The following is a 22175-nucleotide window of genomic DNA, read 5'->3' as shown; positions in this document are numbered from 1 at the left end:
GAAGTTCCGTCGATGCCCCCTGCACCTGCCCCCCGGCTGCGCGCCGATGTCTCCGGGTTGCCTCGCTACGTCCCCGGCCGGAGTGCTCCCAGCGACCTGGTGGACAAGCTGTCATCGAACGAGAACCCCTATCCCCCGCTGCCGTCGGTCGTCGCCGCGATGCGCGAGGAGCTGGGGCGCGTCAACCGCTACCCCGATCCGACGAACAGTGAACTGGTCGCGGAACTGTCCGCAGTCCTCGCAGTGCCCCCGGAGCACCTCGTGCCCGGCACCGGATCCCTCGGGGTCACCCGGGACCTGTTGCGCGCCGCGGCCGGCGAAGGGGACGAGGTCCTCTTCGCCTGGCGCTCGTTCGATGCGTACCCGCAGCTCACCTGGGCCACCGGGGCAACTCCTGTGCAGATTCCGCTGCGTGAGGAGCGGCACGATCTGGAGGCCATGGCCGATGCGGTGACGGACCGCACCCGCCTGATCCTCGTGTGCAACCCCAACAACCCGACCGGCACGGCCGTGCACCGCGGTGAGCTCACGCGCTTCCTGGACCGGGTGCCCGGCCACGTGCTGGTGGTGCTCGACGAGGCGTACCGCGAGTTCGTCGACGACACCGATGTACCCGACGGCATCGGGTTCTACCGCGACCGTCCCAACGTCGCCGTTCTGCGCACCTTCTCCAAGGCGTACGGGCTGGCGCGACTGCGTGTCGGCTACGCGGTCGCGCATCCGCCGGTCGCGGCCGCGCTGCGGGCCTGCGCCGTGCCGTTCGGTGTCAGCGGGCTCGCCCAGGCCGCCGCGCGGGCGTCGCTGAACGCGGGACCCGAGCTGCTGGAGCGGGTACAGACCTTGGTGGCCGAGCGCGCCCGGGTCACCCGTGCGCTGCGGGCCGCGGGCTTGAGCGTTCCCGACAGCCAGGCCAACTTCGTCTGGCTGCGCCTCGGTTCGCACACGCGGGCGTTCGCCGGCATGTGCGAGGCGGCGGGAGTCATGGTGCGCCCCTTCGGCGACGAGGGGGTGCGGATCACCATCGGTACTCCCGAGGAGAACGACCATCTGCTGAAGATCGCGGGTGACTGGCGGGTGTGAGGCCCCCGTCGCGGACCCCGCGTCCCGGAAGGGGAGCGCAGAAGGCGGGTCGGACCGGGTCCGTCGGTCGGGGCCGGAGCGGGCAGTGGCCGCGGCGCGGTCGGGCCGAACTGCTCGTGCGGCGTCCGGAAGGGCGCCGGTGCACCGAAGTCCTCCATGCTCACCGCCTCGCCACGGCGGCCCACGAGGCGTACCGGCCGGGCGCGCTGCCCGCCTCGCCGGTTGACCGGCTTTACGGACGTGCCGAAGAGCCGCTTCGCATGTCCGTTGTCATCCCTCGCCCTCGCCCTGGTCCTGGTCCTGGTTCTCGTCCTCGCCCTGGTCCTGGTCCTGGTCCTGGTCCTCGCCCTGGTCCTGGTCCTGGTCCGGGTCCGGGTCCTGGTCCGGGTCCTCGCCCTGGTCCTGGTTCTCGTCCTCGCCCTGGTCCTGGTCCTGGTCCTGGTCCTCGCCCTGGTCCTGGTCCTCGCCTTGGTCCGGGTCCTCGCCTTGGTCCGGGTCCTGGAACCGCTTGAGACAGAGCATCGACACGACACGGGTCGCGAGTGCCCCCGCCCGCGTGGATGGCGCGGGCCTCCAGGGCGATCGGTGCTTCACCGCCGGTGGCGACGGGCGTCGCCCGCGGCCGGCCGCCGGACGCCTCGGCCAGGAGGTAGCCGCCGGACACCCCGTCGGCGGATGCCATGCCCCTGCCTTCGGCAGCGGTACAGGACGGCAGGTCCCCTGCCTCGTCAGGCACAACCCGGCGGGGGCAGGCAGGCGTGTTCGGGGATCGTGCACCGGGCGGCGGCGGTCTCGTCGGCGTCGGCAGCTCGGCCGGACCCTGTCATCCGTCGCTGTTCCCGCGCCGGCCCGCCCGGCGCGCTTCGGGCTTGTGCGGCAGCAGCTACGGGAAGTTCGGTCCGCCGTGCCGGATCGATGTGCGCACCGTTCCTTCCGCCGCCGTCGCGGGCGGCACCTGCGTTCGCGTACAGGGGGCACCAGAAGGAACGACAGGTATGCGTCGCGCTCATCGAGGGCACCTCTCCGGGCTGTTGAACAGCTCCGGGCGAGGCCGCCGGCACACCGCTCTCCCCTCGCCCGGACAGACACCGGCCGGCCGGCTCTTTCTACCGAGCCGATCCCAGCAGATCACCGGAAAGCACCTACAGGCATGACGTCAATCCGACCTTCCCTGTGTGCGCACACCACATCGTTCGCAGGCCGGTAGTGGCAACGCCGCGAAGAATCAATGACGTGATGGCAAAGCGGCACGCATCTGACCGGCGGCCGCACCCCCCGCTTGAGGCTCGCTCGAGGCGCGGCCTGAATCCGCTCAAGCCTGGCTGATGACCTGCACGACTGTGCGAGCAACGGGCCGACGTAAGGCATAGCTTGACCGCAGGAGGCCGGAAGCGAGGCTACCGCCCTGCCGGCGCCCGGAGCCGCCGCGCCCGGACTCCTGAAACTTCGGGTTCCGCGTGAATGAAGTCCTTTGGACGTTTTTTCTCATGCCCTTCGAGAGAAGCAAGGTGGAGGCAAAACGTGGAAGAAGCACCGGCCGTAAGACTCACCTACCGGGAGTTGGATGTACTCGGCCTGTTGGCCCAGGGGCTGAGCAACCGGCTCATCTCCCGGCGGCTCGACATATCCGAGAAGACCGTGAAGAACCATCTCAGCAGTATCTACTTCAAGATCGGCGCCACCCACCGCACTCAGGCCGCCCTCTACGCCCGGCACGTCGGCCTGAACGATTCCGGGGGAGCGGCTCCGTCGGCCGGCTCCGCCCTCACCGCACGCGAGCGGGGCGTACTCGGCCTGCTGGCCCAGGGGCTGAGCAACCGGCTCATCTCCCGGCGGCTCGACATATCCGAGAAGACCGTGAAGAACCATCTCAGCAGTATCTACTTCAAGATCGGCGCCACCCACCGCACTCAGGCCGCCCTCTACGCCCGGCACGTCGGCCTCGCTTCCTGAGTGGCCGACCCCTTCTCCGGGGCCTCGATCGCGATGCGTACGGCACGTGACTCCACGCCGCGAGGAGAGGGTGGTCTCCGTGTTCCCTGTCCGTGGGGAACCTCCGCAGCCACATCGCCGAGTGCGGACAGCGCCGGATCCGGCCCGCCCCCTGGCCCTCCCCGCCGAGACCCCCGTTCTCCCCCGTCACCGTCGGCCGGGTCTTCTGCGCGGCCCGCACCGGACCACGGCCCGAGCCCCGGCGTACGCGCCGGTCGGGGGGAGGGTACTGCCGCTCACCCTCACGCCTCCTCGACGAGGAACCTCCGCACCATGTCCCCCGCCTCGTCCCGGCACTCCTCGAAGTAGGCGTGCCGGGCGCCCGGGAAGAGGTGGGTGCGGGCACCGGGGATACGGGAGGCGAGCAGCGGGAGGTTGTCCGGCGGGGTCAGCCGGTCCTGGTCGCCGTGGAGGATCAGGGTGGGTGCCGCGATGCGCGGCAGTTCGTTCCAGGTGTCGTGCGCGTTGCTGGCGACGAGGTGGCCGCGGCGCGCGTGGGCGGGCATCCGCGGGTCGCCGAGGGTGCGGTAGGGGCCGGGGTGCGTGGCCCGCCAGAGGGGCGAGTACATCAGGTCGGCCAGCACCCGGCGTACAGCCTCCGTGTCCGGCTGTGCGAGGGACCGCCGTATTGATGCGTCGCGTTCCACGGCGTGCGGACCGCCCGGGGAGGTGCAGCCCAGGACCAGCCGGCGGATGCGCTCGGGGTGGCGGATCGCGAGCGACTGCGCGACCCGGCCGCCCATCGAGGTGCCGTACACGTCGGCGCGCGTGATACCGAGCGCGTCCAGGACCGCGACGACGTCGTCCGCGAACTGGCCGATGGAGTACGGCCCTTCGGGCTTGTCGCTGTCGCCCGTGCCGCGCAGGTCCAGGGTGACGGTGGAGCGCACGGTGTGGAAGTCCTCACGCACGCCGTCCCACCAGTGATGGTCGTTCGCCTGCCCGGCGAGCAGCACCAGCGGCGGCCCCTCCCCGTGGTGCTGGTACGCCAATGCGGTGCCGTCCTGGGCGCGGGCGAAGACCGGGGCCGTCCGGTCGTGTTTTGTCATCGATGTCCTTCGGGCGGGCACGCGGGGCGGCGGCGCGTGGGTCAGAGGTTCGGCTGGCGGGTTCGGGCCATCTCGATGTCCGGGACATGCTTTTCGGCCCAGACCCGTACGGCGCGGAGCGGGATGAGCAGGGAGCGGCCCAGTGGTGTCAGGGCGTACTCGACGCGGGGCGGGTTCTCCTCGTACTCGTGGCGGCTGATCAGACCGTCGGCTTCCAGCGAGCGCAGGGTCTCGGTCAGGGCCTTCGAGGTGATGCCCCGGATATGCCCCTTCAGTTCGCTGAAGCGGCGGGGTCCGCCGTCGAGGGCGTTGACGACGAACACGGTCCAGCGGGCGCCGATGCGGTGCAGCACCGTGCGGCTCGGGCAGGTCGCTGCCATCACGTTGTACGCCGTACCCATCGCTGCTCCCAGTTTCGTTGAAGATACCGGTATCAAATCCATACCGTTGTACCCGATCGTACGAGAGGGAGTGGGACGCATGGAACGGATCCTGGTGATCGGCGGTGCACGGGCGCTCGGCGCGGCCGTCGCGAGGCGTGCGGTGAAGGACGGGTACGACGTTGTCGTCGGTGCCCGCGATCTGGCTGCGGCCGAGGTGCTGGCGAGCGAGATCGGCGCCACAGCGGTGCGGGTCGACCTGCAGGACGAGTCGACGCTCGCGGCTGCGGCGGAACGGCTGAAGGACGGGATCGACCACATCGTGACGACCGCTTCGGCGCCGCACGATGTTCGCGCGACCGAGCTGGACCGGGACAAGCTGCTGGCTGCGTTCACGGCGAAGGTGGTCGGCCCGATGCTGGTGGCCAAGCACTTCGCGCCGGTGCTGCGGCCGACCGGGTCGATGGTGCTGTTCTCCGGTGTCGTCGGCTGGCGGCCCGGGCCGGGATCACTCGTCAAGGGGGTCACCAACGGTGCGGTCGAGTACGCCGCGCGCCACCTGGCGGCGGATCTGGCGCCGGTACGGGTCAATGCCGTCTCGCCCGGTGTCGTGGACTCGGGCGCATGGGACCGCCTCGGTGACAAGAAGGCCGCCCTGTTGAGCAAGAGCGCGGCCAGGACGTTCGTCGGACGCCACGGCGAGAGTGACGATGTCGTCGAGGCGGTGATGTGGCTTCTTCGTGCGGGTTTCATCTCCGGCGAGACGATCCACATCGAGGGCGGCGCCCGCCACACATCCGGCTGATGCCCCGCTGCCGGGCGCTTTCGGGCTCGCGAGGCTGAAGAAGCCCGGCAGCATCCGGAAGTCGCCCCTGTGCCGGCAGGCGGCAGTCCCGCAGAACGCTTTTCCGGTTCTTCACGCCGGACAGCACATGGCCGGGCCCGGGCCCGGCCATGGCCGGCCCCCCTTTTTTCTCGGCCCCGGAACACCCGGCGCCCTGGTTTCGTTCCTGGCCGGCACGCGGCTCTCGCACAGGCCTGGCCACCACTTCACACCAGTCACCCAGGGAGACAGACCATGTCCGAGCACATTCTCGTCGTCGGCCCAGGTCGCGATTTTCCCCCCCGCCTGCGCCGCGCCAGGCCCGGGACGCGGACCACGGTCATCTGCGACATCACCTACATCGGCCGGATCCGCGAGCCCGGTGGGAACGCTCGGGTCATCTGCCTGCGCAAGGAGGCTCCCGAGCAGGAATGGATCGACCTGGCCATGGCCGTGCACAAGGTCGATCCGTTCACCCGCATCGCCTCGTTCGGCGAGTCGGACCAGTTCCCCTACGCGGCGATCGCGGAAACCCTGGGACTGCCCGCACACAGCCCGCACACCGTGAACCTGGCCCACGACAAGGCCGCGATGCGCGCCTGGCTGCGTGAGAAGGGGATCGACGGCACAGCCTCGGCGCGGGTGAAGGACCTCGACGAGCTGCGCACCTTCGTACGCCGCCACGGTCTGCCGTGCATCGTGAAGCCGGTGACCAGTGCGGGCAGCGCGGGAGTCAGCAAGGTCACCTCCGAGAGCGAACTGGAGCGCGCCTTGGAGTGGGCCGGCGAAGGCGATCCGGGCCCGGCCGGCACGGGCGTGCTGGTCGAGGAGTTCTTCGACGGTCCGCAGTTCAGCGTCGAGGCGTTCTCCGAGTCCGGTGAGCACGAGGTGGTGGGTATCACCCGCAAGTACTCCGACCCGGTGAGGTTCGTCGAGCTCGGCCACGTATCACCCGCCGACCTCTCCGGCGAACAGAGCCGGGACATCAGGTCGTACGTGACGCGGATACTCGAGTCCATCGGTGTGTGCGACGGGCCCACGCACACCGAGGTCGTCCTCACCAGCCGGGGCCCGCGGCTGATCGAGACACACGTCCGCGTGGGCGGCGACAGCATCCCCGACCTGACCATGGACGCCACCGGTGTCGACATCAACGACTACGCGGCCCGCCAGGCACTGGGCGAGCAGGTCCTGCCGGATATCCGGGCAGCCCTCGACGCCGCGGACCGGCCGAAGCGTGCCTCGTCGATCTGGTTCGCCTCGGTCGACACGGCCGGCGTCCTCGAAGCGGTCATCGGAACGGACAAGGCGGTGGCCGTACCGGACGTGACCGAGGTGAAGGTGCTCGCCGAGCCGGGCACAGGGATCGGCGCACTCGCCGACTCCGACTCGCGACTGGCGTCCGCCCGGGCGCTGGGAGACACCGCCGATGCCGCACTGACGGCCGCGCGGGAGGCCGTCTCCCATCTGGAGTTCCAGATCAGGGCGCGTCCGCAGGGCAGTGGGGCGGTCTGATAACCGCGTGTGGGTTTCGGACGCCGTGCCGCCGCCCGAAGGCGGCTGAAGGCGGCTGAAGGCGGCATGTGCGAGCTCGCGGGGGTGTGTCGATCTGGAGCTGCCCCTTGATCGGCTCCCGTTGTGGCCCGTTCATGCGCCTCTCGCGGCGTCCGCGCCGGGTCCGCCCGGACATGCAGGTGGGCGGGACCCGGGGATCATGACTGGCCACTTGTCCCGGGATACCGCTGAAGGCCGAGACGGACCCTGCTGCCGGGACAGCGCCGCGCAGCATCTGGGCGTGCCGGTCCCGGCAAGGACCGCCATTCGCAGAAGAGTTACCCACCAAAGTTTCCACGGACTCTCCGGGAGCGGGAAGTTACTCGTCCGGCAGTTCGCACGGTCGCCCGGCAGGGACGCTGGTCACGCCGAATCGTTTTAGGTCCAGAAAACAGATTGGAATCCTGTCATGACGGCTGGCCCCCAGAGCGCCACGCTGCACAGCGGCTCCTCGTCACGCTCAGGATTCTGGTATTTCTGGGCTGCCTCGGGCACCAGCAGCTTAGGATCCGGCATTACCGCCGTCGCCCTGCCGCTGACCGCCCTCGTCGCGCTGGACGCATCAGCCTTCGATGTCGGTCTCATCACTGCTGCCAGCTATGCGGGTGCGGTCCTCATCGGGCTGCCGGCCGGCGTGATCGTGCAACGTTTCCCGATGCGGTGGCTGCAGGTAGCCATGGACCTGGCCCGAGCTGCTTTGATCGCTTCAGTCCCTGTCGCGGCATGGCTGGACGTGCTGACGCTCGCGCAGCTCGTCCTGGTCGGGCTCTTCATCAGTCTGGCCAATATCATCTTCGATGTCGCCAACACGGCCTACCTCCCTTCCATTGTCAGCAAGGAGGAGCTGACGGCCCGCAACAGTCTCGTTTCCGGAACCCTGGCGACAACCCAGCTGGCCGGCCCCTCACTCGGCGGTCTTCTGGTACAGACACTGGGTGCGGCCACCAGTCTCCTCGCCGACGCGGTCAGCTATCTACTGTCCGCAGCCCTGTTCTGGCGAATACCCGGCGGAGGATCCCGCCCTCCCGCGCGCAGTCACGAGCCCTTCACGAAGCAGATCAAGGAGGGCCTGAAGTTCGTGCTGCAGCACCCGGTGATACGTCCATGTGTGATGGCTTCCACTGCGTTCAACTTCTCCTCCGGCGTGGTACTGGCCCTTGCGCCCGTCTTCCTCGTCCGCACGGCCGGTCTGTCGGCGGGAACAGTAGGGCTCGTACTGGCCAGCGACGGCGTGGGAGCCCTGGCGGGTGCCGCGATCACCACTCGCCTCGCAGCCAGGATCGGTACAGCACGCACCGTGGTGGCGGCAACCACCGCAGGAGCTGCTGTCGCGCTGTGCATGCCTCTGGCCAACTCGAGTGGGACAGCTCTCTGCTTCAGCCTGGGCCAGGCCGGTTTCGCGGCCGGTATCACCATCCTCAGCATCCTCACCCGCACCCACCGCCAGACCGTCACCCCGCCGACTCTGCTGCCCCGCGTCGTAGCCTCGGTCCGCTTCTTCACCTGGGGGGCAATTCCGGTAGGCGCGCTGCTGGGCGGTGCCGCCGCCGACACCTTCGGGGCGCGGAGCGCCCTGTTCGCCGGCTGTGTCCTCGCCTTCCTGGCACCACTGGCTCTCTTCTTCAGCAAGGTGCGCGGCAGCAGGGACCTCGCCGGCTGACCGTCTTTCGGCGGTATCCGATCGGCAGCCGCCATGCGTGGGGACTCCGGACTGCCCAACGCGGTGGTCTGGGCGGCGCGGGGTGTCCGGCAGCTGTACCGCCCCGGCTTCCGTGCTCCTGGAACGGCCATGCCCTGGTACTCGTTCCCGCCCCGCTGCGTCGGTTCCCCATGGGATCACGTCACGGTAGTGGCGCGGCATCCACCGACGGAGCAACTGTTTCCGGTCACACCCCTGTTGATTGGCCGGTTCCGGTGCCATGCTGATCGCGCGTGCACCCGGACCGCCCCCGAGACCGGGATCCCGCAACGGCCCCGCCTTCCTGCTACGGCACAGGCGGGGCCTGCCGCCCCTCCCGGCCTCCCCACGGGAGGGTCGCCGCACGCCCTGGCCCTGTCGGAATCCGGCAGTCTGTGCGGCGGGAGGGCCGCACCGGCGGCTCACACCCCTACGGCAGCAACACCCGCACCGGGCGCCGGGCGGGCGCACGACGGGCATTTGGAGAAGTGAAGGAAGAGGGGGCTGGAATTGAGATGAGTGAATGCCAGGCCCTGGACAGTTGCGGCTGTTCGCTGTGGTCGAACGGCACGGCTCGCTCACCGGCGCCGCACACGCATTCGGGCTGAGCCCTGCCGCGGTGACCCGGCAGGTGGCACGTGCCGAGCGGGATCGGAAGGCCCTCAAGGTGTGTCCGGGAGCAGGGAAGTCCGCACGGGGAATTTGCCCGTAGCCGTGCGTGAGTAACATCGGGTTCTCACTTCACTTGCGCACCGGAAGACGAGGGCCTCATGTCCGAAGTTGCTTCAGCCTTCAAAGTCACCGCTGGATACACGCAGAGGGTCGCGGAAGACCTCGCGGTCAACAAGCAGGAGCAGGAGCGGGTGCGTGCCGATCTGACCCGGTTGCAGGGTGAGCTTCTCCAGCTCGAGGAGAGCGAGCAGGTCCTGGCGAAGATGCAGGATGTGCTCGTCGGCGCGGGCGAGTCGGACGCGGGGCGGGGCAAGGACGGGAAGAAGGCTTCGGTTCCTGCGGCCCGCCGCGGGAAGGGCGTGACAGGGCAGGAGAAGGCACCGCGTAGGGCCAAGTCTCCTGAGGCCCTGGCGGGGAAGGCGGCCCCGGTCAGGGGTGCTGCGGGCGAAGAGACCTGGGCTGTGCTGGCCGGTAGATATCTGGCCGGGCAGAGCGAGCCGAAGTCGGCCGCGGAGGTCTCCGCCGCACTGGCCGGGGCCCATCCGCAGCGCAAGGTCCAGGCGACTGTGGTGCGCAATGCCCTGGAGCAAGGGGTTGCACGTGGTCTGCTGGAGCGTTCCAAGCAGGGCCGCTCCGTCTACTACAGCCCCGTCACCGCCCCTTCCTGCGATGAGCCCGCCGTGTCTGTCCAGTAGGGCGGCAGCGGAGTCACGGGCCCGGACGCGGTGGACAGCCGGGTGGCCGTCGGTCCCGTCGCCGATGTCCTCCACCACGATGTCGTCGATGACGTACTCCTCGAACACTTCATCGGTCAGTTGGCCGGTGAGCCGTGCCTGTTCGATGCGCGCCCAGGAGCATTTGCGTCCATCGATACGCAACGGCGTTTCGCCTCGGCTCCCGCGGTCCCGTAACGTCGCATGTGATCTGGACCGTGCCGGTGATTCGGAATTGGTGGGCCTGGAACTCTGGTTGCACGGGTTCGTGGCCGCCTCTTCGCAGGCGGATCCGGCCTGATCCTGGTAGTTGCGGCGCACGGCGTACTCGGGTTCCGGCAGCCAGGTGACCAGGGTTCGGGCCGTACCTGTGGGGCCTGCGCGTTCGAGTGCTTCGCAGCCTCGTCGGGTGCCGGTCAGTTGCACGAGCTGGGCGTGCCGTTCTCTCGCTCCGACCCACCCGGACGCGGCCCTGGCCGCACTGGCCGATGCCGCCCCGTACACGGTGATCTGGCTGAACCAGGCTCAGTTCCCTACCTCGACCGGTTCGGCCGCTGTTGCGCGGCTTCCTTCGGCGGGGCACTTCGGTCGGTTCGGGAGGACGGACGAAGGCCTGGGACGGTTCCGGTTCGGGCGGGAGCCTGATGGAAGTGCCGCCGCCTTGTGGACGTGGGAGGACTCGGAGTGACTTTCCCGTGTTCACATCGCGGTCGGCGCTGAGGTGCTGCCTGGGCCGTGGTTCCGGGCGGAGAGGCCGGGTTGCGGAAGGCCTCAGACCGTGACGGAGAGCAGGTCCACCACGAAGACGAGGGTCGAGCCCGCCGGGATCAACGGCGAGGGTGACTGGTTGCCGTAGCCGAGGCGCGGGGGCACGATGATCTCGCGCCGGCCGCCGACCTTCATCCCTCTGACCCCGCGGTCCCAGCCCTTGATGACCTTCCCGCCGCCCACGGCGAACTTGAACGTCTGGCCCCGGTCCCAGGAGGTGTCGAATTCCCTTCCGGACTCGAAGGTGACCCCGACGTAGTGAACCTGGACAACCCTGCCCGGCTTCGCCTCGGGCCCGTCCCCGACGACGAGGTCGCGGGTTGTCAGCTCGGTGGGGGCGTCCCCCTCGGGAAGGTCGATCCCGGGCTTCGTCAGTTCACTCATTGCAGCCTCATTCGTTCGCCGCCACAAGCCCTCATACGGGCCGGCCAGGCGCATGGTCACTCCATGCGGTAGATCATCATGCCCCGTGGGCGCTGATCTCCTGGAGTGCGTCAGGCCCGACGGAGCACGGTGCCCGGCGTGACGGGGTGTGCTACGTCATCGGTACGCCGCGCCCGTACTCGATGAGGGCCAGGCCCTGCTCCCCGTGTCCGCGGGTACGGCCCCTGGGTGTCGCCCGGTGGCGTGCGGCCCGCTGCGCGGAAGGTCCTTCAGCCTGCGCTGAGAACGTTCGTGGCCCCGGTCCGAGAAGCGCCCGCGGCCGGACACGCCGCCCGGGCCGCACGGCCTCTCACCCCCGGCTCGTGCCCGGATTCCGACTGGCGCAAGGGGGCATCCACGACGGGGCGGAACCGCGCGGAGAGGGCGGGATTTCACGTTGCGGGGCGGTGATGCACGCTGACTGCGTAGCCGCAGCCTTCGTCATAGGGGTCGCCGTTCCAGGTGGCGTAGCGCTGCCGCAAGGTCAGTCCGGCCCGGGTGCACCAGTGGTCGAACTCTGTGAGGGTCACCGGTGGTTCCGGCAGCGGCAGATGTGCCGCGTCCAGTCCCATGCCGGTGACGAGGAGACCGCCGGGACGCAGTGCGGCGGCCAGTTGCCGGACGACGGCCGCTTCGGTGCCGGGGGCCAGCAGGGGGATGACGTTTCCGGCGGCGAGCGCCAGGTCGAAGCCGGGATGCAGGTTGAGGGCATCCAGGTGGGCCAGGTCACCGAGGAGCCACTCCTGCGTGGGGGCTTCTCGGCGGGCGACGGCGAGCATGGAGGAGTCGACGTCCACGCCGGTGCAGTGGTGGCCCAGCTCGGCGAGCCGGATCGCGATCCGGCCGGTGCCGCAGCCGGCGTCGAGTACCCGGGCGGCGGGTTTCAGCAATCCGGTACAGAAGGTGGCCTCGCCGTGGATGTCGTGGCCCGATTCGGCGAGTTGCGCGAAACGCTGAGCGTATTCTTCTCCGGCTTGTCCGCCGGTGAGTTCCGCCCAGCGGTCGTGTTGCTCGGTCATGTTCGGGGTGCCTTCCGGTCAGACCACTGCGTTCTTCGGGCAGAGGTCTGCCTCGTTCGGCAGCGGCCTCATGGCTGCAGACCCCTTTTCGTTGTCTTGCCCGTCTGGGGGCCCGGTGCTGTGTGGTGGGCACGTTTTCCCCGGTGGGGGGCACCGTGTCCAGGATAGGCGGCGGGCGGGTGAGGAGCGTAGGCGCGGGAGTCATGCAGGGGCGGCCCGGGGTCTTCGCCGGCGAGCAGCGGCACCGGCCCAGGGCTGACGCCCCCGCGGGCGCCGGGTTCAGGAACCTGCGCAGGGGTAGGGAATCCGAGGGGGTTCGGTCAGGATGGGTGCCCTCACGCTTGCCTACCGGTTCGCCCCGCGCCTGCGGCGCAACGGCCTGCGGGAACAGCGCGACGATCTGCTGCTTCCCGAGGCCGTGCCGGTCATCAACCCGGATGTGACCGCTGCGGAGGTGATCGCGGGCCTCAGGACGCTGCCGCGGTGGATGTACCTGCTGTTCATGGTCGCGGCTCCCGTGGCGGGCCTGGTTCGCGCTGCGTGGTCCGCGCGCCTTTCTCGACGAAGATCTGGTGGTCGAGGATCTGCCCTCGGCGCTGCGGGCGCAGATGACGGCCGACGGTCCTGTGGGGCACGCGATGACCGGCCGGCGCGACCAGCAACTGCTCGACGCGCTCGGCGAGATCCACACGGAGCGGGGCACGGAGCCGATCCGGGTGGCCCTCGTCTACGGAGCCGGCCACGTCCCGGCGCTGGTGTCGGGGCTGAGGATTCGTTACGGGTACCGGCCGCGTGAAGCGGAATGGCTGAGCGTCCTGGTCCCCGGCTGAACAGCCGGACAGAACCGGTCCCCCACAACACGGCAGGCGGCCGGAGTCACAGCGGGCGCGGAGCCCGTGCGGCGGCACGCCCGTACGGTCTCGCAGTGTCCGGGCGAGGCGGCCCCTCGGTCATGGCAAGGTCCGCTGCGATGCCGATCAGCCGTTCCCGCAGGGAGTTCCCCTGTTTAGCGGGCGGTGTCTGCAAGGCTGCTGTAGACACCTCTGTGCAGGGCCCCAAGAGGGCCGGGGCGGCGAACCGTCCGTACGGCCCGGCCGCCGGGACGGGGACGGGCCGGCGTCGTGGCCGCGGGTGTTTCCCCCTCCGGGCCGCCCGGCCTTCGCCCCTGTCACCGGATGCGGTACGAAGTGCGGTGTGAACGAACAGCCCGCCCCGCCCGCGACCGTCCGTGTGTTCATCGCCCTCGCCCCGCCCGACCACGCGAAGGAGGAACTCGCCCGGGAGCTGCGCCCCGCCTACGGCACGCACCCTCACATGCGGTGGAACCGTATCGAGGACTGGCACATCACCCTGGCGTTCCTCGGGGAGCTGCCGGCCGGGACCGTTCCGCTCCTGCGCGGGCCGCTCGCCGGTCTCGCGGCCGGCCGCCGGCCTTTGTGGCTGGCGCTGCGCGGTGGCGGGGACTTCGACGACCGGGTGCTGTGGACGGGGATCGACGGAGACCTCGACGAACTGCACCTGCTCGCCGCCGAGGTACGCAGCACGGTCAGGGACTGCGGTGTCGTGTTCGAGGAACGGCCCCTGCGCCCCCATCTGACCCTGGCCCGTGCCCGCCGGGGTGACCGGACCTCGGCGGCGGAGATCGCCGGGAGGATCGCCGGGTTCACCGGCCGCCGTTGGCCTGCCGAACGTCTGCACCTGGTCGGCAGCAACGCCGGCCGTAGCAGCGGGCCGATCCATTACCGCGACGTCGGGGCCTGGGCTCTGGGCGGGAGGAACCCCACCGGGTCCTGAACCGGTCCTGCGGGAGCCGGGGCCGGGAGGCCGGAGGCGGCGGCGGGCGGTCCCCCGGTCGCCGGGCGGGGTCCGGCCCGTAGGCGGCAGGCCGGCCGGTGGACTGTGTCCCGGAGGGCACACCCCGCCCGGAGCGCGCACGCCCCCGGGGCCCCCGGGGACCAAGAAGCAGCGGTCGAAGGCCGGTGCAGGGTGCTCCCGTCCCCGGGGGGTGGGCCGGGAGGAGTCCTGGTGCGGGGCGCCGGCTCCGGGGTGTGGTGGCGGTCCGCTTTGCGGGGGTGGTGCGGAGGGGCAGGGTCAGGGGGTGTCGCCGGACCAGTCCCAGCGTCCCGGGTCGCCGGGGCGCGGGTCGTACAGTGCGCGCCCTCCGGTGCCGAACTGCCCGAGCTCGGTCATCAGTGCGGCACCGGAGTCGATTTCCGCCTTCGGCCAGCCGGTGATGTCGAGCAGCAGGCCGTCCAGCGGTCCGCCGACCAGTTCGGCATAGGTCTGTCCCGGCCTCGGTCCTTGGCCGGGGGTGCCCGGGTCCTGGCCGTACACGCGGCCGCGCAGGAGCTGTTCGTCGTCGCTGTCCATACGTTCCAGCCTGTCAGCTGCCACCGACAGTACGGGCGCGGCGGGGCATGCCGGGGCGGCTCGGGACGGGGAGGGAGGGCCGGTGCCGCCCGGAGCGGGGTGGGAGGGCCCGGACACGGGAGTACCACGGGGCCGGAACCCGATCACGTCGCCCTGCAGGTCCTCACCGCGCAGGAGGGCGGCTCGGGACTGCCACGGGCCCAGTGGCGCGAGCTGGCCGCGGTGTTCGCCGGCGATCTGCAGCACGACGGCGTGCGGGTGGGACGGCGGGTGAGCCGGCCGGTCACCTGGCCGGTCACCTGGCGCACCGTCAGCGGCGGCGGGGGCGGCGCGTCCGGCGGCGGGGTGGTGCGCGAGGCGGCAGTGCGTCCGGCGGGGTGGTGCGCGAGGCGGCAGTGCGTCCGGCGGGGTGGTGCGCGAGGTGGCAGTGCGGGTGCGGACCCGTGCCGTAGGTGACGGGGCTTGCTCGGGGAGCAGTTCTCGGTGGAGTCGTCGACACCCGGCGATCACGACCAGGAACGGCGGGAAGAGCCAGGAACGTGACGGGGTGTCATTCTCACGTGTGTGGCGGCGGGCGTGCGCGGTCTCACACGCGTGTCCCGCCGCCCGCTGCCTGCTGCCTGGCTGCCCGCCGCCTGCCGCCTGGCTGCCCGCCGCCTACCGCCTGGCTGCCCGCCGCCTACCGCCTGGCTGCCCGCCGCCTGCCGCCTGGCTGCCCGCCGCCCGCTGCCCGCCACCTGCCGCCTGCTGCCTGCTGCCTGCTGCGGTGTCGCTGAAGCTGTTCGTCCCTGAAGCGCGGTCTCGCTGATTCCGCCCGGTGGTCTGCTCGGTCCCCCGGGTCGGCGTGTCCTTGGCAGGGTGTGCCTGCCTCGTTCGGAAAGTCACTGGCTTCGCGTTCGCTCGTGCGGTGGAATTCCCGACGTGACACTTCACGAGGATGAGATCCCGGTCGACGAGACACTGGTCCGGTCGCTGCTGACAGCGCAGTGCCCGCAGTGGGCTGCCCTGCCGTTGTCGCCCGCGGGCGCGGGCACGGACAACACCATGTACCGGCTGGGCGATGACCTGCTCGTGCGACTTCCACGGACTGCCAGCAAGGGGCAGTCCCTGCGCAAGGAGCAGGAATGGCTTCCCCGCCTGGCACCCTTCCTTGTCTGTCCGATTCCCGAGCCCGTCCACGCCGGGACGCCCACCAGCGTCTTCCCTCTGGTCTGGTCGGTCTACCGCTGGATCGACGGTGCCGAGGCCGGCCCGGACACCGTCCGGGACTGGGCCGCTTTCGGGGCCGATCTCGCGGCGGTCGTGCGGCAGCTCCACGGCGTCGGCCTCATGGGAGCGGCTCGCGCGGACGGCCTCAGCTGGTATCGCGGAGGCAGCCTGGGGCCGTGCGACCAGTGGATCAGCGGGTGTTTCGACGACTGCCGAACCACTGTGGGTCCTGAACTCGACATCGACGCTCTGGAACAGTTGTGGCGAGCCGCGCTCGCACTGCCCGAGCCCTGCGGACCTCACGTGTGGCTCCACGGCGACCTCAAGCCGACCAACCTCTTGGTCCGGGAAGGAGAACTCCACGCAGTCATCGACTTCGGAGGACTCTCGGTCGGCTTTCCCGACGCCGAGCACTCCACGGTCTGGGACCTGCCGCCACAGGCACGCCAGGCCTACTGGGACACATTGGGCCTGGACGATGCGACCTGGGCCCGTGCCCGCGCCTGGGCGATCGCGGTGGGCGTCAGTGGAATCTCCTACTACTGGAACACCTTCCCCTCCTTCGTCGCCGAGTGCCGGGCACGGCTTGGGGCGATCCTCACCGATGCCGCTGCGCGTTGAGTGTTCTCCCCGGTCCGGGAGGAGGAGTCATACGGCGCAGGTCCGTCGAAGGGCGACGGAACCCGCGTGACAGCTCCCTTCCGATGAGACAGGGCAGCAAGCCCTCGCAGTGGTAGGCAGAGGGCTCCGCGACCGCCCCCGAGATCTGTGCCGGGAGCCACCGGACATCAACGAGGACGGGGGCCGCAAGGGTCGGGCCGGGCGGGGACGAGGTTGCGGAGTGCCGGCTGAGCGGAGGGGTCCCGTGCCGTGCGCAGACCGGGTATGGGGGCCCGCAGGGCTGTGTGCGCCGGGTGCCTGTGCCCGGCGCACGGGTAGGGGCGGGCCGTGGCTGTCCACGGCCCCGGGGTGGCGCCCCGGCCGCTGCGGCACCGCGGGGCGGCCCGCTTGACGTACGGGCCGACCGGCCGCTCGTCGAACTCCGGGTGCGGGGTGACAGGGGGCGGGGCGGCGGAAGGCAGGATGGGCTGAACTGCGTTCTGTCCGGGGTGAGTTGTCGTGGTGTCAGCAGCGCCCTGCGCGGTTGCGGTCGGGGAGGTCGGGTGTGGCGGCGCGGCGGCGGCTGCCGGGGAGGGGCGGGCCGCGTCGCGTACTCGATGTGATGTGCCCGGCTCCCGTCCCCGGGTTGTGGTGGTCCCGGGGGCGGGGGCCGGGCGCGCTGCGGGTTTCCGTGCCGCCTGCGGCTCAGCGTGCCTGCCCCGCCGGCGCCGGCGGCAGGATCCGCGGCGTGACTATGTGGACGGGCGGCGGCGCGGGAACACGTGACCGGCCGGGTGCAGGGGCCGGATCAGCGGATCTCGGTGACCCGGCGTTCCTTCAGGGCGGCGCAGTTGGAGTTCTCCACGGACACGTACACGTTGGCGATGTTGCCGCCCCAGCTCACGCAGTGGCCCTTGCCGTAGACGTAGGCCGGCCCGGCGTAGGAGGTGTAGTTCCCGTAGTCGTCGGCCCATTCGTCGGTGTCGGGGACGTAGATGTACACGGACATGCTCTTGGCCGTGCCCGGGTTGGTGCGGATCGTGGCGACACAGTTCTTGCCGTTGGAGGAGTTGTACGTCAGGTAGACGGTGCCGAGCGAGCCGACGGGCACCGAGTTCACGGTCTTGTAGGCGCTGCCGCAGACGCCCTGCGGGGTGACGTTGGGTGCGGCGGAGGCGGTCGTGCTGAGCGCGGCCGTGGCACCCACGGCCAGCGCGGCGACCGCACCGGCACTGGCGATAGTACGTGTGATCCTCATATTTCCCCCTTGTGTCCCTGGGAGCGGTTTGCTCCTACTTGATGTGACCCTCGAACGGTGCGGAAGGTTGTGCCGGGTTCAGGCCGGGACGGGAACAGGGCGGGCGGGGTGGGGTGGTCGGGGCGGCTGGGGGTGAGTGTGGGAACGGGGGTGGGCTGTGGGGTCCGTCTGTGCGGGCCGTGCCGGTGTGCGGGGGGCTCAAGCCGGTGTCGAGGAGGGGGCCCTAGGGTCGCCGGCATGCGGATCTTCGTTACCGGCGGTGCAGGATTTATCGGGTCCCAGTACGTCAGGGCGCTGCTGTCCGGCGAGCTTCCCGGGGCGGACGGCGCCCGGGTGACTGTCCTGGACAGGCTCGGCCACGGCAGCAACATGGACAATCTCGCGCCGGTCGCGGAGCATCCCGGTTTCCGGTTCGTCCACGGTGACATCTGTGACGCGGAGCTGGTCGGGCAGACCCTGCCCGGGCACGACGTGATCGTGCACTTCGCGGCCGAGTCGCACGTCGACCGGTCCATCGACGACGCACGCCCGTTCGTGACGACGAACGTGCTCGGCACACAGGTCCTGCTGGACGCGGCCCGGCGGCACGGGACCGGGCGGTTCGTGCACGTGTCGACGGACGAGGTCTACGGTTCGATCCCGGACGGGTCGTGGACCGAGGCGCAGCCGCTGGCACCGAATTCGCCGTACGCGGCGTCGAAGGCGGGTTCCGATCTGCTGGTGCTGTCCGCGCACCGTACCCATGGTCTGGATGTCGTGATCACCCGGTGCTCGAACAATTACGGCCCTTATCAGAATCCGGAGAAGGTCATCCCGTTGTTCGTGACGAACCTTCTGCGGGGGCGGCGGGTCCCGTTGTACGGGCAGGGCGGCAATGTCCGTGAATGGCTTCATGTCGCGGACCACTGCCTGGCTGTTCAGCTGGTCCTGCGGGGCGGCCGGCCCGGTCATGTCTACAACGTCGGCGGCGGCACGGAGCTGACGAACAGGGAGCTGACCGGGCGTCTGCTGGAGAGCTGCGGGGCGGGGTGGGACAGGGTCGAGCGGGTCGCCGACCGGCTCGGCCACGACCAGCGGTACTCCCTGGACATGAGCAAGATACGGGACGAGCTGGGTTTCGCCCCGCGGCAGTCGTTCGAGACGGGCCTCAAGGCCACGGTCGAGTGGTACAGGGAAAACACCTCCTGGTGGAACGGGTAGGAATCCCGGGGTACTTCGGTGTCCCCGGCGCCGGACTGTTCCCCGGGCGGCCGGGCATTCCGGGGATTCCGGGGATTCTGCCGGGAGGGTTTTCTGTCGCACGGAAGATTTTCTTCACACATTCAAAAAGGGTGTTCTCCGGGGTGCTGCCCTGGTGTGTTCTCCGGATTGTCCGGTGCGGTCCTGCGGCCGTTCCGGGCCCCGGCCTCGCAGAAATGAACAAGGGTGATAGATATGGCCGACCGGAAGTTACCGGCGACCGGCAGGAAAGTGCGGCCGGTGCGCTGTGCCGGGGGCCTGCCCGGGAAGGACGGCTCCGGGGCCGCCGAAGGCGGTGCGGCCGCCGCCCCCGGGGATCCGGTCTCCCTGCCCCGTGGCGCCTGCACGGGCAGCGTGACCGTCACCTCTGTGCTGACTGACACCGGGCGGCCCCCGCACCTTCGCCCTCACCCGCACCTGCACCCCGTTCCGGTCCGGGTCATGGTCCCGGTCCGCTCCCCCATCCGAACAAGGAGTTCCCTGCGATGACCGATCAGATGACACTGGCACCCCCCGTCAGGGCGCGCCGGGCCGGACTCGTCCTGGCGGTGTGCTGCCTGGGGCAGCTGATCGTGATCCTCGACGCCTCGATCGTGAACGTCGCGATCCCCTCGATCCAGAACGCCCTGGACTTCACACCGGGCAGCCTGACCTGGGTGTACAACGGGTACCTGATCCCGTTCGCGGGGTTCCTGCTGCTCTCCGGGCGAATGGTCGACCTGTTCGGCGGGCGGCGTCTGCTCCTGGTGGGGACGGGCGTGTTCACGGTGTTCAGCTTCGTCGGCGGTATCGCGCCGAACGCGGCGACCCTGGTCCTGGGCCGTGCCGGGCAGGGCTTCGGCGGTGCGATCATCGCGTCCGCGACGCTGGCCGTGCTGAGCTCCACGTTCACCGAGCCCGTCGAGCGGGCCAAGGCGTTCGCCCTGTGGGGTGCGGCGTCCGGGAGCGGCGGGGCGATCGGTGTCCTGAGCGGCGGGGCGATCGTGGAGTGGATGTCGTGGCGGTGGGTGTTCCTGGTGAACCTGCCGCTGGGCCTGCTGATCGCGGGCATGACACTCATGTCGGTCACCACCGCCTCCGGCGGTGCCCTGCGCAAGAAGGCCAAGCTGGACGTGCTGGGGTCCCTGTCGGTCACCCTGGGGATCGCCGCGCTCGTCTACGGGCTCGCCGAGGGACAGCACTACGGATGGGGATCGGCGCGTATCGTCACCTCGCTGACGACCGGTGTGGTCCTGCTCGCGGTGTTCGTGCTGGACCAGGCGAAACTGGCCGAGCAGCCGCTGATGGAACTGAGCCTGTTCCGTAACCGGTCGGTGTGGGCGGCCAACCTCACGATGCTGGCCTTCGGGGCGGCACTGCCCACGATGTTCTACTTCCTGACCCTGCTCTACCAGACGGTCCTCCACTACAGTGCCATCCGCACCGGGCTGGCGTTCCTGCCGCTCACGGTGTTCGCGTTCATCGGCGCGGCCGCGTCCTCGGGTGTGGCACCGCGGACCGGTCCCCGGCCGATGATGCTGGTCGGTCTCCTGCCGATGATCGCCGGGCTGGTGTGGCAGTCCGCCGCCGACGAGAACGCCTCCTACCTCACCGATCTGCTGGGCCCGACCCTGCTGTTCGGCCTGGGCCTGGGCATCGTGGTCACCTCGGTCGCGGGCGCGGCGACGGCGGGGGTACCGGAGGACAAGCACGGCCTGGCCTCGGGTGTGCTGAACACCTCGCAGTCGCTGGGCGGAGCGGCCGGCCTCGCGATCATGGTCGCCCTGGCACAGACCCGTACCGCGGACGTCGCCGGTGACGGTCCCCCCGACGCCCACGCGTTCGTGTCCGGTTACGGAGTCGCGTTCCTCGCGACCGGGGTCCTGCTCGCCCTCAGCCTCGCGGCCGCGGCAGCGGTCCCCCGCGGGACCCGGTAACCGGCAGAGCCGGCAGGTCCCCGGGTACGCCGGTCCGGCGGGTCGGTCCGGCCGGTGGTCCACCGGCTGACAGCTCCGGCAGGTCCGGCAGGTCCAGCAGGTCCGGCAGGTCCGGCAGGTCCGGCAGGTCCCCGGGTACGCCGGTCCGGCAGGTCGGTCCGGCCGGTGGTCCACCGGCTGACAGCTCCAGCAGGTCCGGCAGCTCCAGCAGGTCCAGCAGGTCTTGGCATGCAGGTTGCAGGCGGCGAGAAGCCCGCCCGGTCCCCCGGGCGGGCTTCTCGCTGTCACCGGCCGGCCCGCAGACACAGAGACGGGCGGGAACGGTCCGGGAGCGGCGGCGGGCCGGACGGGGACCGGCCAGGAGACCGGACCGGGAAGCGGACCAGGGGCAGTTGGGGCTGCGGCCAGGGACCGGGCACGCAAACGGGCGGGGCGGACGGGCCCGGAAGAGGCTGTGGGCTGGCGTCGGGGCCGGGAGACGGGATGCGGACAGTGCGGACAGTGCGGACAGTGCAGGCTGGCGGGGCTGGCGGGGCGGGCGGGGCGGAACAGTTCGGTGCGGGCGGGTCTTCCCCGAAGGGCGCCGTACGTACGGGGCCGTGACGGGCCGCCCCCGGCACGGTGTGCGGTCGCGGAGACCCGCACCACACAAACGCAGAACCTGACGGCCCACATGGACCGGCGGAGAATCCTCGCCGCACAAAACCGTCAGGCCCGGGCGCCGCGCAGCACGTTCACCAGGCGGCAGCCGCGACCGGTCGTGCACCAGCCGTCCTGGACACCGCACACGGACCTGGTCCCCTCCTCGCCACCCGGCGGCAGCCCCGGACCCCGGCGACGCCCGCACCCTACGCCCCGCCCGGCAGCCAGACTGCGACCGCGACAGCAAAGACGCATCCGGCAAACAAGCCCTCCTGGAAGGGGTGATGATCCCGCCCCGGAAACGGCGTACCCGGTGGCGTGACAGTTCCAGGCCGTCCGGTACGCCCTCACGCCGTCCGGAAGCCGGCTGCAGGAACAGCAGTCCTGCCGCCTTGCCCTGCGAGGTTGCCGCCGGGATCCGGCCGCCCGCCAAAGCGGCGATCCTCCGGGCCGGCTCACAGCGGATGAACCGTGCGGGCACGGCCGAGCGGTCACCGACGGGGCGGCGCAGCCGGCACCCTGCCCGCCATCGCCTCCCCCGGTCTTGGACCGTCACCTTCCATCCCCGCCTGTCCGACCCGGCCCTCGCCCCTCCCCAGTACCAGTACCGGCACCGAGGCCGGTGCCGGTGAAGTCAGGTACGCGGGTTCGCCCACGCCCCCCGGGGGGTGCCGCCCCAGGTACGCGGGTTCGCCCACGCCCCGGGGGTGCCGCCCGTGCGGCTACCGGTCATAGCCGGGTCAGGCTCCCGGGAACACATTGCTGCGACGGTGACGGCGCCACCGTACGG

19 protein-coding genes and 1 pseudogene are annotated in these 22175 nt (G+C 70.7%); 13 read left to right on the top strand and 7 right to left on the bottom strand.

Features of this window, described 5'->3' with window-relative positions; translation table 11 throughout:
* Window positions 1–12 precede the first annotated feature (12 nt).
* A complete protein-coding gene (hisC, locus tag OG524_RS35875) occupies window positions 13–1080 on the top strand; it encodes a histidinol-phosphate transaminase (RefSeq protein ID WP_405808481.1) in 1068 nt (355 codons plus the stop codon).
* Window positions 1081–1350: 270 nt separating this feature from the next.
* On the opposite strand, the gene OG524_RS35870 is transcribed toward hisC, so the two are convergent.
* On the bottom strand, window positions 1351–1602 hold the full coding sequence (locus OG524_RS35870; RefSeq protein WP_405808483.1) for a hypothetical protein: 252 nt from the start codon (window positions 1600–1602) through the stop codon (window positions 1351–1353).
* Between the two features lie 999 nt (window positions 1603–2601).
* On the opposite strand from OG524_RS35870, the gene OG524_RS35865 reads away from it, so the two are divergent.
* Window positions 2602–3033 carry a LuxR C-terminal-related transcriptional regulator gene (locus tag OG524_RS35865; RefSeq protein ID WP_405808485.1) on the top strand — a complete coding sequence of 144 codons (432 nt, stop codon included), beginning with the start codon at window positions 2602–2604 and terminating at the stop codon, window positions 3031–3033.
* A gap of 281 nt (window positions 3034–3314) precedes the next feature.
* Here OG524_RS35865 and OG524_RS35860 read toward each other — a convergent pair whose 3' ends face one another.
* Both OG524_RS35860 and OG524_RS35855 read right to left on the bottom strand, forming a co-directional pair.
* Complete coding sequence (locus OG524_RS35860) at window positions 3315–4121, bottom strand: alpha/beta fold hydrolase (protein WP_405808487.1); 807 nt, start codon at window positions 4119–4121, stop codon at window positions 3315–3317.
* Window positions 4122–4162: 41 nt separating this feature from the next.
* Window positions 4163–4522: a winged helix-turn-helix transcriptional regulator gene (locus OG524_RS35855; protein ID WP_405385896.1), complete on the bottom strand. Its 360-nt coding sequence runs from the start codon at window positions 4520–4522 to the stop codon at window positions 4163–4165.
* 79 nt (window positions 4523–4601) lie between these two features.
* Here OG524_RS35855 and OG524_RS35850 point away from each other — a divergent pair, with 79 nt between their 5' ends.
* From OG524_RS35850 to OG524_RS35830, 5 genes are all read left to right on the top strand, one after another.
* The gene (locus OG524_RS35850; RefSeq protein WP_405385898.1) at window positions 4602–5306 is read left to right on the top strand and encodes an SDR family NAD(P)-dependent oxidoreductase; all 705 of its coding nucleotides are present in this window, start codon (window positions 4602–4604) and stop codon (window positions 5304–5306) included.
* A gap of 273 nt (window positions 5307–5579) precedes the next feature.
* Window positions 5580–6839 (top strand): ATP-grasp domain-containing protein, encoded by a 1260-nt coding sequence (locus OG524_RS35845; protein ID WP_405385900.1) that lies wholly within the window; start codon window positions 5580–5582, stop codon window positions 6837–6839.
* A gap of 448 nt (window positions 6840–7287) precedes the next feature.
* Window positions 7288–8538 carry an MFS transporter gene (locus OG524_RS35840; RefSeq protein ID WP_405385901.1) on the top strand — a complete coding sequence of 417 codons (1251 nt, stop codon included), beginning with the start codon at window positions 7288–7290 and terminating at the stop codon, window positions 8536–8538.
* Between the two features lie 541 nt (window positions 8539–9079).
* Window positions 9080–9268: a LysR family transcriptional regulator gene (locus OG524_RS35835; RefSeq protein WP_405385903.1), complete on the top strand. Its 189-nt coding sequence runs from the start codon at window positions 9080–9082 to the stop codon at window positions 9266–9268.
* Between the two features lie 58 nt (window positions 9269–9326).
* Window positions 9327–9923 carry a hypothetical protein gene (locus OG524_RS35830; protein WP_405808491.1) on the top strand — a complete coding sequence of 199 codons (597 nt, stop codon included), beginning with the start codon at window positions 9327–9329 and terminating at the stop codon, window positions 9921–9923.
* Between the two features lie 789 nt (window positions 9924–10712).
* On the opposite strand, the gene OG524_RS35825 is transcribed toward OG524_RS35830, so the two are convergent.
* Together OG524_RS35825 and OG524_RS35820 are read right to left on the bottom strand one after the other, a co-directional pair.
* On the bottom strand, window positions 10713–11093 hold the full coding sequence (locus tag OG524_RS35825; protein WP_405385906.1) for an FKBP-type peptidyl-prolyl cis-trans isomerase: 381 nt from the start codon (window positions 11091–11093) through the stop codon (window positions 10713–10715).
* 431 nt (window positions 11094–11524) lie between these two features.
* Window positions 11525–12151: a class I SAM-dependent methyltransferase gene (locus OG524_RS35820; RefSeq protein WP_405385908.1), complete on the bottom strand. Its 627-nt coding sequence runs from the start codon at window positions 12149–12151 to the stop codon at window positions 11525–11527.
* 572 nt (window positions 12152–12723) lie between these two features.
* Between OG524_RS35820 and OG524_RS35815 the strand changes: the two genes are divergently transcribed.
* Window positions 12724–12981, top strand: a complete 258-nt coding sequence (locus OG524_RS35815; RefSeq protein ID WP_405385909.1) for a hypothetical protein — start codon at window positions 12724–12726, stop codon at window positions 12979–12981.
* A 364-nt stretch (window positions 12982–13345) separates the two neighbouring features.
* Window positions 13346–13945, top strand: coding sequence for an RNA 2',3'-cyclic phosphodiesterase (gene thpR, locus OG524_RS35810; protein WP_405385910.1), 600 nt, complete (start codon window positions 13346–13348; stop codon window positions 13943–13945).
* Between the two features lie 297 nt (window positions 13946–14242).
* On the opposite strand, the gene OG524_RS35805 is transcribed toward thpR, so the two are convergent.
* Window positions 14243–14521: a hypothetical protein gene (locus OG524_RS35805; RefSeq protein ID WP_405385912.1), complete on the bottom strand. Its 279-nt coding sequence runs from the start codon at window positions 14519–14521 to the stop codon at window positions 14243–14245.
* 104 nt (window positions 14522–14625) lie between these two features.
* Between OG524_RS35805 and OG524_RS35800 the strand changes: the two are divergent.
* Window positions 14626–14761 (top strand): annotated as a pseudogene (locus OG524_RS35800) (LLM class F420-dependent oxidoreductase); the annotation flags it as partial.
* A 681-nt stretch (window positions 14762–15442) separates the two neighbouring features.
* Window positions 15443–16351, top strand: coding sequence for an aminoglycoside phosphotransferase family protein (locus tag OG524_RS35795; protein ID WP_405808494.1), 909 nt, complete (start codon window positions 15443–15445; stop codon window positions 16349–16351).
* 787 nt (window positions 16352–17138) lie between these two features.
* Here the strand turns inward: OG524_RS35795 and OG524_RS35790 are convergent.
* Window positions 17139–17588, bottom strand: coding sequence for a spore-associated protein (locus tag OG524_RS35790; protein ID WP_405385915.1), 450 nt, complete (start codon window positions 17586–17588; stop codon window positions 17139–17141).
* A 237-nt stretch (window positions 17589–17825) separates the two neighbouring features.
* Here OG524_RS35790 and rfbB point away from each other — a divergent pair, with 237 nt between their 5' ends.
* Together rfbB and OG524_RS35780 are read left to right on the top strand one after the other, a co-directional pair.
* Window positions 17826–18788: a dTDP-glucose 4,6-dehydratase gene (gene rfbB, locus OG524_RS35785; RefSeq protein WP_405385917.1), complete on the top strand. Its 963-nt coding sequence runs from the start codon at window positions 17826–17828 to the stop codon at window positions 18786–18788.
* A 524-nt stretch (window positions 18789–19312) separates the two neighbouring features.
* The gene (locus OG524_RS35780; protein ID WP_405808497.1) at window positions 19313–20743 is read left to right on the top strand and encodes an MFS transporter; all 1431 of its coding nucleotides are present in this window, start codon (window positions 19313–19315) and stop codon (window positions 20741–20743) included.
* The last annotated feature ends 1432 nt before the right edge of the window (window positions 20744–22175 follow it).

The sequence above is a fragment of the Streptomyces sp. NBC_01520 genome (assembly GCF_045040375.1).
In the GTDB taxonomy this organism is placed as follows: Bacteria; Actinomycetota; Actinomycetes; order Streptomycetales; family Streptomycetaceae; genus Streptomyces.
The sequence above is the reverse complement of the archived record's forward strand: the minus strand, read 5'-3'. Positions and strand labels throughout refer to the sequence as shown.

Excerpts from the sequence above, each read along its gene's own strand:
- hisC (WP_405808481.1), top strand. The coding sequence starts at position 13 with ATGCCCCCTGCACCTGCCCCCCGGCTGCGCGCCGATGTCTCCGGGTTG.
- OG524_RS35870 (WP_405808483.1), bottom strand. The coding sequence starts at position 1,602 with ATGCTCTGTCTCAAGCGGTTCCAGGACCCGGACCAAGGCGAGGACCCG.
- OG524_RS35860 (WP_405808487.1), bottom strand. The coding sequence starts at position 4,121 with ATGACAAAACACGACCGGACGGCCCCGGTCTTCGCCCGCGCCCAGGAC.
- OG524_RS35855 (WP_405385896.1), bottom strand. The coding sequence starts at position 4,522 with ATGGGTACGGCGTACAACGTGATGGCAGCGACCTGCCCGAGCCGCACG.
- OG524_RS35850 (WP_405385898.1), top strand. The coding sequence starts at position 4,602 with ATGGAACGGATCCTGGTGATCGGCGGTGCACGGGCGCTCGGCGCGGCC.
- OG524_RS35845 (WP_405385900.1), top strand. The coding sequence starts at position 5,580 with ATGTCCGAGCACATTCTCGTCGTCGGCCCAGGTCGCGATTTTCCCCCC.
- OG524_RS35840 (WP_405385901.1), top strand. The coding sequence starts at position 7,288 with ATGACGGCTGGCCCCCAGAGCGCCACGCTGCACAGCGGCTCCTCGTCA.
- OG524_RS35835 (WP_405385903.1), top strand. The coding sequence starts at position 9,080 with ATGCCAGGCCCTGGACAGTTGCGGCTGTTCGCTGTGGTCGAACGGCAC.
- OG524_RS35830 (WP_405808491.1), top strand. The coding sequence starts at position 9,327 with ATGTCCGAAGTTGCTTCAGCCTTCAAAGTCACCGCTGGATACACGCAG.
- OG524_RS35825 (WP_405385906.1), bottom strand. The coding sequence starts at position 11,093 with ATGAGTGAACTGACGAAGCCCGGGATCGACCTTCCCGAGGGGGACGCC.
- OG524_RS35820 (WP_405385908.1), bottom strand. The coding sequence starts at position 12,151 with ATGACCGAGCAACACGACCGCTGGGCGGAACTCACCGGCGGACAAGCC.
- OG524_RS35805 (WP_405385912.1), bottom strand. The coding sequence starts at position 14,521 with ATGGACAGCGACGACGAACAGCTCCTGCGCGGCCGCGTGTACGGCCAG.
- OG524_RS35790 (WP_405385915.1), bottom strand. The coding sequence starts at position 17,588 with ATGAGGATCACACGTACTATCGCCAGTGCCGGTGCGGTCGCCGCGCTG.
- rfbB (WP_405385917.1), top strand. The coding sequence starts at position 17,826 with ATGCGGATCTTCGTTACCGGCGGTGCAGGATTTATCGGGTCCCAGTAC.
- OG524_RS35780 (WP_405808497.1), top strand. The coding sequence starts at position 19,313 with ATGACCGATCAGATGACACTGGCACCCCCCGTCAGGGCGCGCCGGGCC.